The 14,232-nt window shown below is 63.3% G+C and carries 15 protein-coding genes and 1 pseudogene; 4 read left to right on the top strand and 12 right to left on the bottom strand.

Annotation, left to right across the window (positions count from 1 at the left end):
* Positions 1–1,209, bottom strand: coding sequence for a DNA recombination protein RmuC (locus ACPPVP_RS40675; protein ID WP_426529364.1), 1,209 nt, complete (start codon positions 1,207–1,209; stop codon positions 1–3).
* 170 nt (positions 1,210–1,379) lie between these two features.
* On the opposite strand from ACPPVP_RS40675, the gene def reads away from it, so the two are divergent.
* From def to ACPPVP_RS40655, 4 genes and pseudogenes are all read left to right on the top strand, one after another.
* On the top strand, positions 1,380–1,907 hold the full coding sequence (gene def, locus ACPPVP_RS40670; protein WP_426529362.1) for a peptide deformylase: 528 nt from the start codon (positions 1,380–1,382) through the stop codon (positions 1,905–1,907).
* 157 nt (positions 1,908–2,064) lie between these two features.
* Entirely contained in the window at positions 2,065–2,997 is a 933-nt protein-coding gene (gene fmt / locus ACPPVP_RS40665) for a methionyl-tRNA formyltransferase (protein ID WP_426529360.1), read from the top strand.
* Positions 2,997–3,734 carry a tRNA pseudouridine(38-40) synthase TruA gene (gene truA / locus ACPPVP_RS40660; protein WP_426529358.1) on the top strand — a complete coding sequence of 246 codons (738 nt, stop codon included), beginning with the start codon at positions 2,997–2,999 and terminating at the stop codon, positions 3,732–3,734. Before fmt ends, truA begins: the two co-directional genes overlap by 1 nt.
* Before the next feature lie 161 nt (positions 3,735–3,895).
* Positions 3,896–4,166: pseudogene (locus ACPPVP_RS40655) on the top strand (GIY-YIG nuclease family protein).
* A 113-nt stretch (positions 4,167–4,279) separates the two neighbouring features.
* Here the strand turns inward: ACPPVP_RS40655 and dapE are convergent.
* From dapE to rpmH, 11 genes are all read right to left on the bottom strand, one after another.
* Positions 4,280–5,446 (bottom strand): succinyl-diaminopimelate desuccinylase, encoded by a 1,167-nt coding sequence (dapE, locus tag ACPPVP_RS40650; protein WP_426529356.1) that lies wholly within the window; start codon positions 5,444–5,446, stop codon positions 4,280–4,282.
* Positions 5,439–6,065 (bottom strand): DUF805 domain-containing protein, encoded by a 627-nt coding sequence (locus tag ACPPVP_RS40645; RefSeq protein ID WP_426529354.1) that lies wholly within the window; start codon positions 6,063–6,065, stop codon positions 5,439–5,441. Before ACPPVP_RS40645 ends, dapE begins: the two co-directional genes overlap by 8 nt.
* A 210-nt stretch (positions 6,066–6,275) precedes the next feature.
* Entirely contained in the window at positions 6,276–7,121 is an 846-nt protein-coding gene (dapD, locus tag ACPPVP_RS40640; protein ID WP_426538324.1) for a 2,3,4,5-tetrahydropyridine-2,6-dicarboxylate N-succinyltransferase, read from the bottom strand.
* Between the two features lie 200 nt (positions 7,122–7,321).
* The gene (locus ACPPVP_RS40635; protein WP_426529352.1) at positions 7,322–8,011 is read right to left on the bottom strand and encodes a pyrimidine 5'-nucleotidase; all 690 of its coding nucleotides are present in this window, start codon (positions 8,009–8,011) and stop codon (positions 7,322–7,324) included.
* 175 nt (positions 8,012–8,186) lie between these two features.
* Complete coding sequence (locus ACPPVP_RS40630; protein WP_426529350.1) at positions 8,187–9,173, bottom strand: DUF1036 domain-containing protein; 987 nt, start codon at positions 9,171–9,173, stop codon at positions 8,187–8,189.
* A gap of 198 nt (positions 9,174–9,371) precedes the next feature.
* Positions 9,372–10,268, bottom strand: a complete 897-nt coding sequence (gene argB, locus ACPPVP_RS40625) for an acetylglutamate kinase (protein ID WP_426529348.1) — start codon at positions 10,266–10,268, stop codon at positions 9,372–9,374.
* Between the two features lie 177 nt (positions 10,269–10,445).
* The gene (locus ACPPVP_RS40620; protein ID WP_426529346.1) at positions 10,446–10,817 is read right to left on the bottom strand and encodes a DUF423 domain-containing protein; all 372 of its coding nucleotides are present in this window, start codon (positions 10,815–10,817) and stop codon (positions 10,446–10,448) included.
* On the bottom strand, positions 10,817–11,467 hold the full coding sequence (gene yihA / locus ACPPVP_RS40615; RefSeq protein ID WP_426529344.1) for a ribosome biogenesis GTP-binding protein YihA/YsxC: 651 nt from the start codon (positions 11,465–11,467) through the stop codon (positions 10,817–10,819). The genes ACPPVP_RS40620 and yihA overlap by 1 nt, the downstream gene beginning before the upstream one ends.
* 149 nt (positions 11,468–11,616) lie before the next feature.
* Positions 11,617–13,506 (bottom strand): membrane protein insertase YidC, encoded by a 1,890-nt coding sequence (gene yidC, locus ACPPVP_RS40610; protein WP_426529342.1) that lies wholly within the window; start codon positions 13,504–13,506, stop codon positions 11,617–11,619.
* On the bottom strand, positions 13,503–13,886 hold the full coding sequence (gene rnpA / locus ACPPVP_RS40605; RefSeq protein WP_426529340.1) for a ribonuclease P protein component: 384 nt from the start codon (positions 13,884–13,886) through the stop codon (positions 13,503–13,505). The genes yidC and rnpA overlap by 4 nt, the downstream gene beginning before the upstream one ends.
* A gap of 25 nt (positions 13,887–13,911) precedes the next feature.
* Positions 13,912–14,046, bottom strand: a complete 135-nt coding sequence (gene rpmH / locus ACPPVP_RS40600; protein ID WP_008542748.1) for a 50S ribosomal protein L34 — start codon at positions 14,044–14,046, stop codon at positions 13,912–13,914.
* Positions 14,047–14,232 lie beyond the last annotated feature (186 nt).

Here is a 14,232-nt window from a genome sequence, read left to right as displayed (position 1 = left end):
CTACTCCCCCGCCTGCAGCTTGCGCGGCACGGGGAACAGTTCGGGCGTTTCGCTCTTGACGAAGCGGGGCACTTCCACCGGCGCGTCGGTCTTGCTGAAATCGAGTTCCTCGATCCGACCGGCGCGCTTTTCGATCTTGTCGGCGGAGATCAGGATTTGACGCACGTCCTCGTTGACGTCGCCAAAATGCTTCTGCAGCTTCAGCACGCGCTCGCGCAGGCGGCCGAGGTCGTCGCCGAGGTTGAGCACCTCGGTGCGGATCTGGTCGGCGGCGTCGCGCATCCGCGCGTCTTTGAGGATCTGCTGCATCACCTGGATCGCCAGCATGAGCAGCGAGGGTGACACCAGCACGACGCGGGCGCGGTAGGCCTTCTGGATCACGTCGTCAAAGCCGTCATGGATTTCGGCGTAAACCGATTCCGACGGCACGAACATCAGGGCGGTGTCCTGGGTCTCGCCGGTGATCAGATATTTTTCCGAGATGTCGCTGACATGCTTCATCACGTCGTTGCGCAGGCGTTGGGTAGCGAATTTCTTTTCCTCATCACTGCGCGCGTCGTGCAGCGCGGTCATCGCCTCCAGCGGAAATTTCGCATCGATACAGAGCGGGCGCTGGTCGGGCAGGAACACCACGCAATCGGGGCGCTTCCCCGTCGAGAGCGTGTACTGGAATTCGTACGAGCCTTGCGGCATGCCGTCCTGCACGATCGCTTCCATCCGCGCCTGGCCGAAGGCGCCGCGTGACTGCTTGTTGGCAAGGACGTCGCGCAGCGTCGTTACCTGCGACGTCAGTTCGGTCAGGTTCTTGTGCGCATTGTCGATGATGCCGAGCCGCTCGTGCAGCACGCGCAGGCTATCCATGGTGTGGCGCGTGGTCGCTTCCATCGACTGCCCGACGCGGTGCGTCACCGAATCCAGCCGCTCATTGACCGCGCGCGTCATCTCGGACTGGCGGCCCACCAGCGCCTGCGCCATGGCATCGACCCGGCCGGTGGACTCGCTCTGCGCCCGCAGCATCTCGCTCAGGCGCTCCTCCAGCTCGTCGGCGCGAATCGCCTGGGCCATCGCCAATTCCGCGCCCCGGCGGCCGGAGCGGGCGATGATGATGGCGATTACCAGCAGCAGCACCAGAGCCAGCGCGCCGAACCCGATCAGCGCCTCGCCCACGTGAATCGGAAGGTCGCCGACAATCAAAAGAATTTCGTTCATGCGGCCTTGTAGCCCGATTCGCCGGCTTTCGCGAACGAAGAGGGAACATTTATGGTAAATGCCGGGTTAATTTTCATGGTTAACACCGCCTTAAAAATCATGGTTAAGGCCGCCTTAACGGGCACCCCGGCGCATTGACCGCGACAAATCAGCAGCTTAAATCGCGCGCTATGGCCCTTAGAGAAATCATCATCCTGCCGGACAAGCAGCTCCGGCTGGTCTCCAAACCCGTCGAGAAGGTGACGACGGAGATCCGCAAGCTCGCCGACGACATGTTCGAGACCATGTACGACGCGCCCGGCATCGGGCTGGCGGCGATCCAGGTCGCGCAACCCTTGCGGCTGATCACCATGGACCTCGCCAAGAAGGACGAGGACGGCGAAACCAAGCCGAGGCCGCGGGTCTTCATCAATCCGGAAATCATCTCGTCGTCGGAGGAATTGTCGGTCTATGAGGAGGGCTGCCTCTCGATCCCGGAATATTACGAGGAGGTCGAGCGCCCGGCGCAGGTCCGCATCCGCTTCACCGATCTCGACGGCAAGGTGCACGAGGAGGACGCCGACGGGCTGTTCGCCACCTGCATCCAGCACGAGATCGACCACCTCAACGGCGTGCTGTTCGTGGACTATCTGTCGAAGCTGAAGCGCGACCGGGTGATGAAGAAGTTTACCAAGGCCGCCAAGCGCGCGGCGGAGTAATTTGCGATTCTCGCAGCCGTCATGGCCGGGCAGAAGCGCGTCTTCGCGCTAGATGTCCCGGCCATCCACGTTCTTCGTGCCAGAAGGAAGACCGTCATGCCCGGGACAAGCCCGGGCATGACGGATAGACCTAGCTCACAATGGGTTCGTCCGCCTCATGCCGCTCCGCTTGATCTTCATGGGCACGCCCGATTTCGCGGTGCCGACGCTGCTTGAACTCGTGGCCCACGGCCATACGGTCGTAGCCGTCTACACCCGTGCGCCAAAGCCGGCCGGGCGTGGCATGAAGCTGCAGCCGACGCCGATCGAGCAGGAGGCGCGGCGGCTCGGGATTCCGGTGCTGACGCCGACGACGCTGAAGACGCCGGAGGCGCTCGAGGAATTTCGTGGACACCATGCCGATGCGGCCGTCGTCGTCGCCTACGGCATGATCCTGCCGCAGGCTATTCTGGATGCGCCGCCGCTCGGCTGCTTCAACCTGCACGCCTCGCTGCTGCCGCGCTGGCGCGGCGCCGCGCCCATCAACCGCGCGATCATGGCCGGCGACGCCGAGAGCGGCGTGATGGTGATGAAGATGGATATAGGCCTCGACACCGGCGACGTCGCGATGGCGGAGCGGCTCGCGATCACGGACACCATGACCGCCGCCGACCTGCATGATGCACTGGCGCCGCTCGGCGCCGATCTGATGGTGCGTGCGATGGGCGGGCTTGAGCGCGGCGGGCTGCGGCTCAGCAAACAGAGCGAGGACGGCGTGACCTATGCCGCCAAGATCGAGAAGGCCGAGGCGCGGATCGACTGGAGCAGGCCGGCGCGCGAAGTGCTGCGGCATATTCACGGCCTGTCGCCGTTTCCCGGCGCCTGGTGCGAGATCGCCCCCGATGGCGAGCCGGCGCGGATCAAGATTTTGCGCTGTGAACCGGCCAAAGGCGCGGGCGCGCCGGGCGAAGTGCTCGACGATCGCCTGACGATTGCCTGCGGCGACGGCGCGATCCGGATTCTCGAACTGCAGCGCGCCGGCAAGGCGCCGATGAAGGCCGCGGATTTCTTGCGCGGGACGCCGCTCAAGCCGTCGACGCGGCTCGGCTGATGCCCCGCTACAAGCTCATCATCGAATATGACGGCACGCCGTTTTCCGGCTGGCAGATCCAGGACAACGCGCCGACCGTGCAGGGCGCGCTGGAAACGGCCGTGAAGGCGATCTGCGGCGAGGACGTGCGCGTCCACGGCTCGGGCCGCACCGACGCCGGCGTGCACGCGCTGGCGCAGGTCGCACATTGCGATATCGAAAAGCCGTTTCCGGCGGGGCGGCTGCGCGACGGGCTGAACGCGCATTTGCGCCCGCATCCGATCGGTGTGCTCTCGGCAGAAATCGTCGCCGACGATTTCGAAGCGCGCTTCTCGGCCAGGAAACGCCATTACCGCTACCGCATCACCAACCACCGCGCCAACCTCGCGCTCGATATCAAGCGAAGCTGGCGCGTGCCGCGCCATATGGATACGGACGCGATGCACATCGCCGCGCAACGCCTGCTCGGCAAGCACGATTTCACGACCTTTCGCGACACCGAATGCCAGGCGAAATCGCCGGAAAAGACGCTCGATCAGCTCGATGTGATCAGGGAAGGCGACGAGGTGTCGATCCTCACTTCGGCGCGTTCGTTCCTGCACAGCCAGGTGCGCTCGATGGTGGGCTCGCTGGTCTGGGTCGGCGAAGGCCGCTGGACCGCCGACGATCTCGCCGCCGCATTAGCCGCCCGCAACCGCGCCGCCTGCGGCCCGGTCGCGCCGCCCGACGGATTGTATCTGGTGCGGGTGGAGTATTGAGCACCATCGTCATACCCCGCGAAGGCGGGGTATCCAGTACGTTGCGGCCGCAGTGATCGATCGGGACGTCCCGGCGTACTGGATCGCCCGCCTTCGCGGACGATGACGCCGAGTAAATATCACGGCTTGACCGGGCGACCCGGTGCTCCGAAAATTCCGGCATGCGCCCGAGACACTTCTACGTCTACATCCTCGCAAGCAAGATCGGCGGAACACTCTACATCGGGGTGACCAACGATCTTATCCGTCGGGTTGCCGAGCATAGGTTGAAATTGGTTGAGAGCTTCACCGAGAAGTACGACGTCGCTAGGCTGGTGTACTACGAGCAATTTGACGATGCCGAAAATGCTATCAAGCTGGAAAATCCGGCTGATTGAGGAGAACAATCCGAATTGGGAAGATCTCTATCCCGGGATTGCTGGGCCTCCATAAAAGCCGTCATACCCCGCGAAGGCGAGGTATCCAGTACGCTGCCGCGCTGTGATTGAATCGAGACGTCACGGCGTACTGGATCGTCCGCCTTCGCGGACGATGACGCCGGTGGCTCACGCAAAATACCGATCGAGGATCCCCCGATACACCTTCGTCAGCTTCTCCAGATCGGACACCGGCGTGCGCTCGTCGATCTGGTGCATGGTTTGGCCGACCAGGCCGAACTCGATCACCGGGCAATAGCTCGAGATAAAACGCGCATCCGAGGTGCCGCCGGAGGTGGAGAGTTCCGGCTTGCGTCCCGTCACCTCCTCGATCGCGCTGACGGCGAGGTCGGTGAAGGCACCGGGCTTTGTGACGAACACGTTCGAGTTGGAATATTCCCATACGATGCGGGCGCGGATGCGATTGCCGCAAGCTTTTACCAGCCGTTCCTCGACTAGCGCGCGCAACGTCTCCTGGGTGTGATTGTCGTTGAAGCGGACGTTGAATTTTGCGCGCGCCTGGCCCGGGATCACGTTGCTGGCGGTGTTGCCGACATCGACGGAGGTGAATTCGAGATTGGACGCCTGGAACTGCGCGCTGCCGTGATCGAGCGGCTCGTCGGAAAGCGCCACGATCAGCCGCGAAATATCCGGTACCGGGTTGGCGGCGCGATGCGGATAGGCGACATGGCCCTGCACGCCGTCGACATAAAGCGTGCCCGATTGCGAGCCGCGGCGGCCGATCTTGATGCAGTCGCCGAGCACCTCGACGTTGGAGGGCTCGCCGAGCACGCAATGGTCGAATTTCTCGCCGCGCTCGGCGCACCATTTCAAAAGCTTGATGGTGCCGTTGACGGAAATGTCTTCCTCGTCGCCGGTGATCAGAAACGAAATCGAGCCCTTGCCGTCGTTTTGCGGCTTGCCGTCATGGTCGGCGAGATATTGCAGCACCGCGGCGACGCTGCAGGCGATGCCGCCCTTCATGTCGACCGCGCCGCGGCCATAGAGGAAGCCGTCCTTCACCTCGCCAGAGAACGCGCCGAGGGTCCATGCGGCCTCGTCGCCGGCCGGCACCACGTCGGTATGTCCGGCAAAGGTGATGTGTGGCGCTTCAGTTCCGATGCGGGCGTAGAGGTTGTCGATATCTGATGTGCCGGGCTCGCCGAAAGTGACGCGATGCACCTCGAAGCCGGCGTCTTTCAGGAGCCGTTCGAGGACGCCGAGCGCGCCGGCATCGGCAGGGGTGACAGAGGCGCAGCGGACGAGGTCGCGGGTAATGGAAACGGCGTCATTCATACCCCGGCTTAACACGCCAAACCGGCGGCGGGCCAGCCTTGTGCGGCACCATTTCGATCTCGCTCTGCTGGTCCCAGGGCGGGCGCGTGTCACGTGGCGGAGGCGGCGTCAGCGGGTCGGCGCCGAACCGGTTGGTCTTGCGCGAACCCCTCAGGCAATACATTTCGATGAAGCCCCAGACGTAGGCAATGAAGGCGATGGGGCCGTACACCATGTCCAGGTAGGAGTCTTCGGGCCACCATCCGCTGAGCGTGTTGTAGCTGCCTGGCAGCACAACAAACGGGATGATCCACCAGCCGCGCTTGTCGCGGTCGTGCAGGCGCTTGATCGAGGTTGCGAGATAGACCCACAGGCACAGCGTGGATCCGACGGTCTTGGAGGCGAGAGCCGGCAGATCGGCCCATGAAAACGAGCGATAGGTAGCGGGATCGAAGAGCTTGAAAACATCGCCGAGGCCGATGTTGAATTGCGCCGGCGGCTTGCCGCTGAGGAGAGCGATGATGCCAATCGTTAGCGCGACCAGGAAAATCATTCCCGACAGCATAATGAACCCCGCAAGCCACAATTCGGCGCGGTTGATGCGGCCGTCAAAGCGGAACAGGTACCAGGTCCAGTCCATGCGACAGAAGCTCCGGACGGCGGCGGAATACCGCCCATCCGGTAGATTGGTCGCAGGTACGTGATCTCAGGTTCGAACGGGGCTTTTTTCTCCGTTCGGGGCTTCATCCTTCGAGACGCATCGCTTTGCGATGCGCCTCGGGATGAGGTCTTGGACCCTCATGGTGAGGAGCGCGGCAACGCCGCGCGTCTCGAACCATGTGGCCGCGCTCTAATCCCGCAGCAGTTCGTTGATGCTGGTCTTGGAGCGGGTGCGTTCGTCGACGCGCTTCATGATCACGGCGCAGGCGGTGGACGGGCCGGGCTGGCCGTTTGGCAGCGGCTTGCCGGGCAGCGCGCCGGGAACCACCACCGAATATTCCGGGACCTCGCCGATAAAAATCTCGCCGGTGACGCGGTCGACGATCTTGGTGGAGGCGCCGAGGAACACACCCATCGCCAGCACTGCACCCTTGCGCACGATCACGCCTTCGGCGACTTCCGAGCGCGCGCCGATGAAGCAATCGTCCTCGATGATCACGGGCTCGGCCTGCAGCGGCTCCAGCACCCCGCCGATACCGACGCCGCCGGAAATATGCACGCGCTTGCCGATCTGCGCGCAGGAGCCGACGGTGGACCAGGTGTCGATCATGGTTGCTTCATCGACATAGGCACCGAGATTGACGAACGACGGCATCAGCACGACGTTGCGGGCGATGAAGGCGGAGCGGCGCACGATCGCGCCGGGGACGGCGCGGAAGCCCGCATCGCGAAAACGGTTCTCGCCCCAGCCCTCGAACTTGGACGGCACCTTGTCCCACCACGCGGCCTTGCCCGGGCCGCCGGGAATAGCACTCATGTCGTTGAGGCGGAACGACAGCAGCACCGCCTTCTTCAGCCACTGATTGACCTTCCACTTGCCGTCAGCCCCGCGCTCGGCAACGCGGACCTCGCCCTTGTCGAGCCGTTCCAGCGCATGATCCACGGCGTCGCGAACTTCACCCTTGGTCGCGGTCGAGATGCCGTCGCGGGCATCGAACGCGGTGTTGATCGTTGATTCAAGCAAGGTCTCGGACATCGGGATTTCCTCGGGATTTCTGGCGAAGTTGACCGGCTTTTTCGGGATTTGGGAGGTGAGAGTCAAGGCTCTCTCGTCGTCCCCGCGAACGCGGGGACCCATAACCACAAATACTCGTGGTTACGATGGGTCATCGAACACTGTTCTTGAATCGATAGATCACGCGGTATGGGTCCCTGCGTTCGCAGGGACGACGACGATCAGGTAGCCAACTTCTGCAAAAACCCGGTCAGATCATCCGTCACGTGATCCACATAGGCCGCATCCCGGCCTTCCAGCTCCCAATCCTCGCGCACCACTTCCCTCGCGCCGTCGGGCACCACAAGCACCGTGGTCATGCCGAGCCGGTGCGGCACCACGAGGTTGCGGGCGAGATCCTCGAACATCGCTGATTTCGCGGGGTCGACGCCATGGACGCGCAAAAATTTGTCGTAGGTCTGCGGCGCCGGCTTCGGTTCCAGTTCGGCGGCGATGATGTCGAACACCGCCTCGAAATGCTGGGTTATGCCGAGCCGTTCCAGCACCGCGCCGGCATGGTCGGTCGAGCCGTTGGTCAGGATCAGCTTGCGGCCTGGAAGCTTTGCGATCGCTGCACCCATCGTGGGATTCGGGTCCAGCGGCGAATGATCGATCTTGTGGACGTAAGCCAGATAGTCGTCGGCGTGTACGCCATGCTCGGTCATCATGCCGCGCATGCTGGTGCCGTAGCGACGGTAATAGTCCTTCTGGATCACGCGGGCTTCTTCCGCGGAGATTTTCAGGAATGCGCTGATGAACTCGCCGATCCGCGCGTCGACCTGCTGCCACAGATTGACGTGGTGCGGGTAGAGGGTGTTGTCGAGATCGAACACCCAGGTGTCGATATGGCTGAAGGGGCGGGCTGCTTTCATTTCACTGCTCTCTCAACTCGTCGTCCCCGCGAACGCGGGGCCCCATACGCCGCGGCGGCTATCGGTGAGCACGGTGTGTGTTGCCTTTGGCTGTGGTTAGCATCGCGATCAAAAACTCAATCCTGTGGTTATGGGTCCCCGCGTTCGCGGGGACGACGATAGAGTGTTTGTCCCATCACGGCATCGCAAACCGCAGCGTCTTGCCGCCGCTCGACATGTCGACCGGCGCGAAGCCGATCGGCGCAAGCCCGCGGCTGCCGCAATCGCCCTGTTCGGAAACTTCGAACTTGCTCTCGCGCGTGCACAGCTCTTTCGCCCCGCCCCAGCTCAGCGGCTTGTCTTTGAGCTTGATGGCGCGGTTCTCGCCGTCGACAGCCTCGGCAAAACTGTAGACTTGCTTCGGCTGGCCGGTCACGTCGGGATGCAGGCACTTGCCAGGATCGATGCGATACCAGCCGCGGCTGGTCACCGCCTTGCCGTCGTCGGTTGCGACTGCCGCCATGATCTTGTGCGGCGTGTCGTTGCACCAGGTCAGCCCGCTAGACGATGGCTTCTGCACGGCCTCAATCATGGTGGTGAAGAAAGTCTGCGACTGCACGATGTCGGCGCCGAGTCCGCGGCTCTTCAGGAACGCGCTCAGCGCGCTTTGCGTCTTCGGCCCATCGACGCCGTCGATCGGGGCGGCGTCGTAGCCTGCGATCACAAGCAGCCGCTGGATGCCCGCGAGCCGGGCCTGCTCGTCGTCATATTCGGAATCCTCGGCCAGATAGGCGACCAGATTGCCGTCGTCGGTCCGCGTCGGCGTGATCTGGGTGAAGGCGGCGGGGGTCTGGTTGCCGCGGCACTGGCGGGCGGCGGCGATGACGAAATTGTCCGGCGCGATGCACAGCGTGTCGCTGCCGTTCTGCGGGATCGGTGAAGCGCCGTAGACGCCGAGCGCGCGCGCATTCAAGAGGATGCGGTCGGCGGTCAGCGCGCCCTGCAGTACCACGCGGCAGGCGGCGGGATCGATCCGGAACCAGCCGCGCGTGGCGGTCGCGGATTTTTCATCGATGCCGATCGCGGCCTCGACCACATAGCTCATGCGGTTGCAGAGTTTTAGATCGGCGAAGGCGGGCAGCGAGGAAACGAACAGCGAGATCGCCGCGGCCGGTAGTGACATGAGAATCCGAACTAACGCAGAGCGAGGTCGCGGCCGCATTCCTCGCTCGTCCTGCCCGGGCGTGACCCGGGCATCCACGTTCTTCGCGCGACCGACAAAGGCGTGGATGGCCGGGCGGAGGCGAGCGAAAGCGACGCCGTCCTTTGGACGGCTATGACCGGCCATGACGAACCTTTTCTCGCGTCGCCGCTTGGTGCATCACTTGTGAATCAGCGTGCCGGTGCCCTGGTTGGTGAACAATTCCAGCAGCACCGCGTGCTGCGTCTTGCCATCGATAATGACGACGCCCTGCACGCCCTGTTCCAGCGCGTAGATGCAGGTCTCGACCTTCGGGATCATGCCGCCGGAAATCGTGCCGTCGGCGATCAGCTTTCGCGCGTCCTTTACCGACAGTTCCGGAATCAGCTTCTTCGACTTGTCGAGCACGCCGGGAACGTCGGTCAGCAGTAACAGCCGCTTGGCCTTCAGGGCACCGGCCACGGCGCCGGCAAAGGTGTCGGCGTTGACGTTCAGCGTCTGGCCGTCGTGCGAAGTCGCCAGCGGCGCCAGCACCGGGATCAGCTCATAGCCGATCAACTGGTTCAGCAGCGTCAGGTCCACCTTGTCGGGATCGCCGACGAAGCCGAGATCAATCGCCTTCTCGATGTTGGAATCCGGATCGACCATGGTGCGCGTCGTCTTCGACGCCTTCACCATGTTGCCGTCCTTGCCGCTCAAGCCGACCGCCTTGCCGCCGGCTTCGTTGATGTAGCCGACCAGCTGCTTGTTGACCGAACCCGCCAGCACCATCTCGACAATCTCGATGGTGGCGGCGTCGGTGATGCGAAGGCCCGCGGCGAATTCCGACTGGATGCCGAGCCGTTTGAGCATCGTCGCGATCTGCGGCCCGCCGCCATGTACGACCACCGGATTGATCGCGGTCTGCTCCAGCAGCACGATGTCGCGGGCAAAGGCTTTTGCGGTTTCCTCGGCGCCCATGGCATGGCCGCCATATTTGATGACGATGGTTTCCTCGTCATATTGCTGCATATGCGGCAGCGCTTCCGACAGGATGCGGGCCTGATCGAGCGGGCTGATATTCGGCGGTGATGTCATGAAGCGGGTCTCGCCATTCCAGATGTCGGGCCGGGTTCTATCTGATTGGCGGGCAGGGCGCAAAGTAGGGGTTTGTGGAGTTTGTAGCCCGGATGGAGCGAAGCGAAATCCGGGGACAATCTCGCCAGTTGAGCAAGTTTTCCCGGATTGCGCTTTGCCCCATCCGGGCTACGGAATTTACCCCCGCCTCGGCCAGGCTGCTGCTACCGCCAGTGCCAGCCAACTTGCGATCAGCAGCGTCCCACCGGTCGGCGCGGCCATCGGAAACAGCCCGTGGCCGGCATAATGCCGCAGCGTCAGGTCGCCGGCGAACAGGCCTGCCGCGATGACGAAGCCGAAAGCAGCTGTAATGCCGATTTTCGTGTGCACGATCCCGCGCTCCGCCAACGCGACGGCACCCAGTACCGCGCTGGCGTGAAACAGCAGCATCGACGAGGCGGATACCAGCCGCGATGCATCAGCGCCATGGGCGGAGGCCGCCGCCAGCGTGACGCCGTCGGCGCCCATGATAGCGGCCAGCACGATCAGGATGCGAGCCGTGCGGTTCATCAGGCGCGCTCGTGCAACAGGCGCACCATCGCGGCGCGCAATTCCGGCATGCCGTCGCCGGCGCGCGAAGATGTCACCAGCACTTCCGGAAACGCGGCCGGGTGCTTGGCGAGCGCGGCGGCGGTCTCGGCGATGGTCTTTTCGAGTTCGGCCTTCTTCACCTGGTCCGCCTTGGTCAGCACCACCTGATAGCTCACGGCGGACTTATCCAGCGTTTTCAGCACGTCCTGGTCGACATCCTTGATGCCGTGGCGCGCGTCGATCAGCACATAGACCCGCGCCAGCGTGGCGCGCCCCTGCAGGAATTGATGGATCAGCTTGGTCCACGAGGCGACCTGGGTCTTGGGTGCCGAGGCGTAGCCATAGCCGGGCATGTCGACCAGCCGCAGTCCTGCATTATCAGGCCCGTCGAAGAAGATCAGTTCCTGGGTGCGGCCCGGCGTATGCGAGGTGCGCGCCAGCGCGTTGCGGCCGGTGAGCGCATTGATCAGGCTCGATTTGCCGACATTGGAGCGGCCGGCAAACGCTACTTCCATGCCCGCCATCGGCGGCAGCGTTTCGATCGAGGGCGAGGCCCAGACGAATTTCCAGTCGCCGGCGAAGAGCTTTCGCCCCTCTTCGGTCAGCTTCGCATCGGTTTCGGCGGTCATGCGAAGATCCCACTCTGCGTCATGGCCGGGCTTGTCCCGGCCATCCACGTCTTTCTTTCGGTGTCCTAAAACGTGGATGCCCGGAACATCTGGCGCGAAGACGTGCTTCGCGCTTTTGCCCGGGCATGACGTCCTGGATGGAAGTGTGACTAAACGGTCGAGTTCTTAGTCTCTGTCTTCAGGCTTTTTTTTTGAAACGTGGATTTGATGTTGTCGAACAGCTCCACCTTCACGCCGTTCTTGCGCATGATGTAGCTCTGCTGCAGCACCGACAGCAGGTTGTTCCAGGCCCAGTAGATCACCAGACCCGCCGGGAAGCCCGCCAGCATGAAGGTGAAGATCAGCGGCATCCAGTCGAAGATCATCTTCTGGGTCGGATCCGGCGGGGTCGGGTTCAGCTTCATCTGGAACCACATCGTGATGCCCATGATGATCGGCCAGATGCCGAGCGCGAGATAATGCCCGAACACCGGCAGATGCGTCGGGTCGAAGCTGAGCAGGCCGAACAGGTTGAACAGATTGGTCGGGTCAGGCGCCGAAAGGTCCTTGATCCAGCCGTAGAACGGCGCGTGGCGCATTTCGATGGTGACGAACAGCACCTTGTAGAGCGAGAAGAACACCGGGATCTGCAGCGCCACGGGAAGACAACCGGCGATCGGGTTGATCTTCTCCTTGCGGTAGATCTCCATCATCTCCTGCTGCTGTTTCTGGCGGTCGTCCGGATAGCGCTCCTTCAGCGCGGCGAGTTGCGGCTGCACCGACTTCATCTTCGCCATCGAGGCATAGGATTTGTTGGCGAGCGGGAAGAACAGCAGCTTGACCAGCACCGTCACCAGCAGGATGGCGACGCCGAAATTGCCGAACAGATGGAAGAAATAGTCGAGCGCCAGGAACATCGGCTTGGTGATGAAGTAGAACCAGCCCCAGTCGATCAACAGGTCGAAATGGTTCAGATCGAGCTGCTTGTTGTAGCCGCCGTGGCCGGCCAGCGGGAAATTGATGCCGACGACGCTGGCTTCCTTGGCTCCCGCAAACAGCCGCGCATTGGCGCTCGCGGTGCCGCCGATCGGGATCGTCTGCGCATCCTGAAGATAGTCGGTCTGGTAGAAGTGCTTGGTGCCGACGAGTTCGGAAGAGAAGCGCACCTGCAGCTTGGCGGTGGTGTCCGGCAGCAGCGCCGATGCCCAGTATTTGTCTGTTATGCCGAGCCAGCCATTGGTGACGTTGAAGGTGACCAGTTTGGCGTCGTCGATTTTCTTGTAGCCGAACTCCTGCAGGCCCTGGTCGCCAAGATAGCCGATCAGGCCTTCATGCAGGATGTAATAGCCCGAGACCTCGGGCGTGCCGTGGCGCGAGATCAGCGCGAACGGATACAGCGTCACCGGCGCGGTGCCGACATTGCTGACATCGTCCCGGATGGTGAAGAGGTAGCGGTCGTCAACCGCAATGGTGCGGCGGAAGGTGAGGCCCTCGCCATTGTCGTATTTCAGGATCACCGGATTGGTCGGCGACAGCGCGCCGGAGCCTTCCTGTTCCCACATCGTGTTTCGGTCGGGAATGCGCGCGGTCGAGCCGGCGGCCGGAACCCAACCGAACTCCGCGTAATAGGGCTGCGCCGTGTTCGAAGGCGAAAACAGCACGATCGCGGGCGACTTGGGGTCGACGGTATCGCGGAATTTCTCCAGCGACAGGTCGTCGATGCGCGCGCCCCGCAGCGCGATGCTGCCGGAAACCCGCGGCGTCTCGATCTTGATGCGGGGGGAGGCCGCGATCGCAGTGTCGCGGCTGACGACCGGCTGGGCTGCGCCCGGCTGGCCGGCGGGCGTGGTGGCGGATGGCGCCGCGCCCGGTTGCGGGGTGCTAGATCCCGGCGCCGTCGATCCCGGCGCGGTCTGCGGCGACTGCTTGTTGAGCTCGGTCTGGATCTGGGTTTGCGCGCGCTGCCGCTCCATCTGCGGCATGTTGTAGAAATATTGCCACGCGATCAGCACAAGGCCGGACAGAATAACGGCGAGGATGGTGTTGCGATTGTCGGTCATCGTGTTGGGGTCTCGCCATTCAATTCGGACTGCGGCTCGCGCCGCTGTGGTTTCGGCTGCCGGTCGAGGCGATGCAGCGCCGAACGGAGATCGTCGAGCATGGTTGCGAAGTCGCGGGAGAGCGCGGTCCGGCGGCCTACCAGCACATAGTCATGGTGTGGTCGCATGGATATGACGTCCAGCCGCTTCACGAGTTCGCGAAGCCGGCGCCGGATGCGATTGCGTTCGGTGGCGGTACCGTTCTTTTTGGTAACGGTGAAACCGATCCGGATCGGGCCATCATCGTCGCGGGGGCGGCCCTGCACCACGAAGGCAGCACTGTTCGCCCGCGTGCCATTGGCAACGGCGAGAAAGTCCGCCCGCTGCCTCAGCCGATCCATGAATGAAATCTCCGGAAGATCCGGCTCAGGCGCTCAGACGCTTGCGGCCACGCGCACGGCGGGCGGCGAGAACCTTGCGGCCGCCGGCGGTGGCGAGGCGGGCGCGGAAGCCGTGACGGCGCTTGCGCACCAGTTTGCTGGGTTGATAAGTCCGCTTCACGGGTAGTTCTCCGCTGACCGGGCAATTTGCCTGTTGGATTGAGATCAAGTCCAGTGATGCGGGCCGGCCCGAAAACGGGCCATTTACGGCCCAAACGAGCCGCCCCCGGTGGAACCGGGCCATCGCGGACAGTTGGGCGGCTTATACGGGAGCGACCTGTTTCCGTCAATGTCGGGGGTTGTCGCA

It is taken from the genome of Bradyrhizobium sp. McL0615 (assembly GCF_049993905.1).
GTDB lineage: Bacteria > Pseudomonadota > Alphaproteobacteria > Rhizobiales > Xanthobacteraceae > Bradyrhizobium.
Note: the sequence above shows the minus strand (reverse complement) of the source record. Positions and strands in the feature narration are given on the sequence as shown.

Excerpts from the sequence above, each read along its gene's own strand:
- argB (WP_426529348.1), bottom strand. The coding sequence starts at position 10,268 with ATGACATCACCGCCGAATATCAGCCCGCTCGATCAGGCCCGCATCCTG.
- def (WP_426529362.1), top strand. The coding sequence starts at position 1,380 with ATGGCCCTTAGAGAAATCATCATCCTGCCGGACAAGCAGCTCCGGCTG.
- ACPPVP_RS40645 (WP_426529354.1), bottom strand. The coding sequence starts at position 6,065 with ATGGACTGGACCTGGTACCTGTTCCGCTTTGACGGCCGCATCAACCGC.
- ACPPVP_RS40630 (WP_426529350.1), bottom strand. The coding sequence starts at position 9,173 with ATGTCACTACCGGCCGCGGCGATCTCGCTGTTCGTTTCCTCGCTGCCC.
- ACPPVP_RS40635 (WP_426529352.1), bottom strand. The coding sequence starts at position 8,011 with ATGAAAGCAGCCCGCCCCTTCAGCCATATCGACACCTGGGTGTTCGAT.
- yidC (WP_426529342.1), bottom strand. The coding sequence starts at position 13,506 with ATGACCGACAATCGCAACACCATCCTCGCCGTTATTCTGTCCGGCCTT.
- dapE (WP_426529356.1), bottom strand. The coding sequence starts at position 5,446 with ATGAATGACGCCGTTTCCATTACCCGCGACCTCGTCCGCTGCGCCTCT.
- yihA (WP_426529344.1), bottom strand. The coding sequence starts at position 11,467 with ATGACCGCCGAAACCGATGCGAAGCTGACCGAAGAGGGGCGAAAGCTC.
- fmt (WP_426529360.1), top strand. The coding sequence starts at position 2,065 with ATGCCGCTCCGCTTGATCTTCATGGGCACGCCCGATTTCGCGGTGCCG.
- truA (WP_426529358.1), top strand. The coding sequence starts at position 2,997 with ATGCCCCGCTACAAGCTCATCATCGAATATGACGGCACGCCGTTTTCC.
- ACPPVP_RS40620 (WP_426529346.1), bottom strand. The coding sequence starts at position 10,817 with ATGAACCGCACGGCTCGCATCCTGATCGTGCTGGCCGCTATCATGGGC.
- rnpA (WP_426529340.1), bottom strand. The coding sequence starts at position 13,886 with ATGGATCGGCTGAGGCAGCGGGCGGACTTTCTCGCCGTTGCCAATGGC.
- dapD (WP_426538324.1), bottom strand. The coding sequence starts at position 7,121 with ATGTCCGAGACCTTGCTTGAATCAACGATCAACACCGCGTTCGATGCC.
- ACPPVP_RS40675 (WP_426529364.1), bottom strand. The coding sequence starts at position 1,209 with ATGAACGAAATTCTTTTGATTGTCGGCGACCTTCCGATTCACGTGGGC.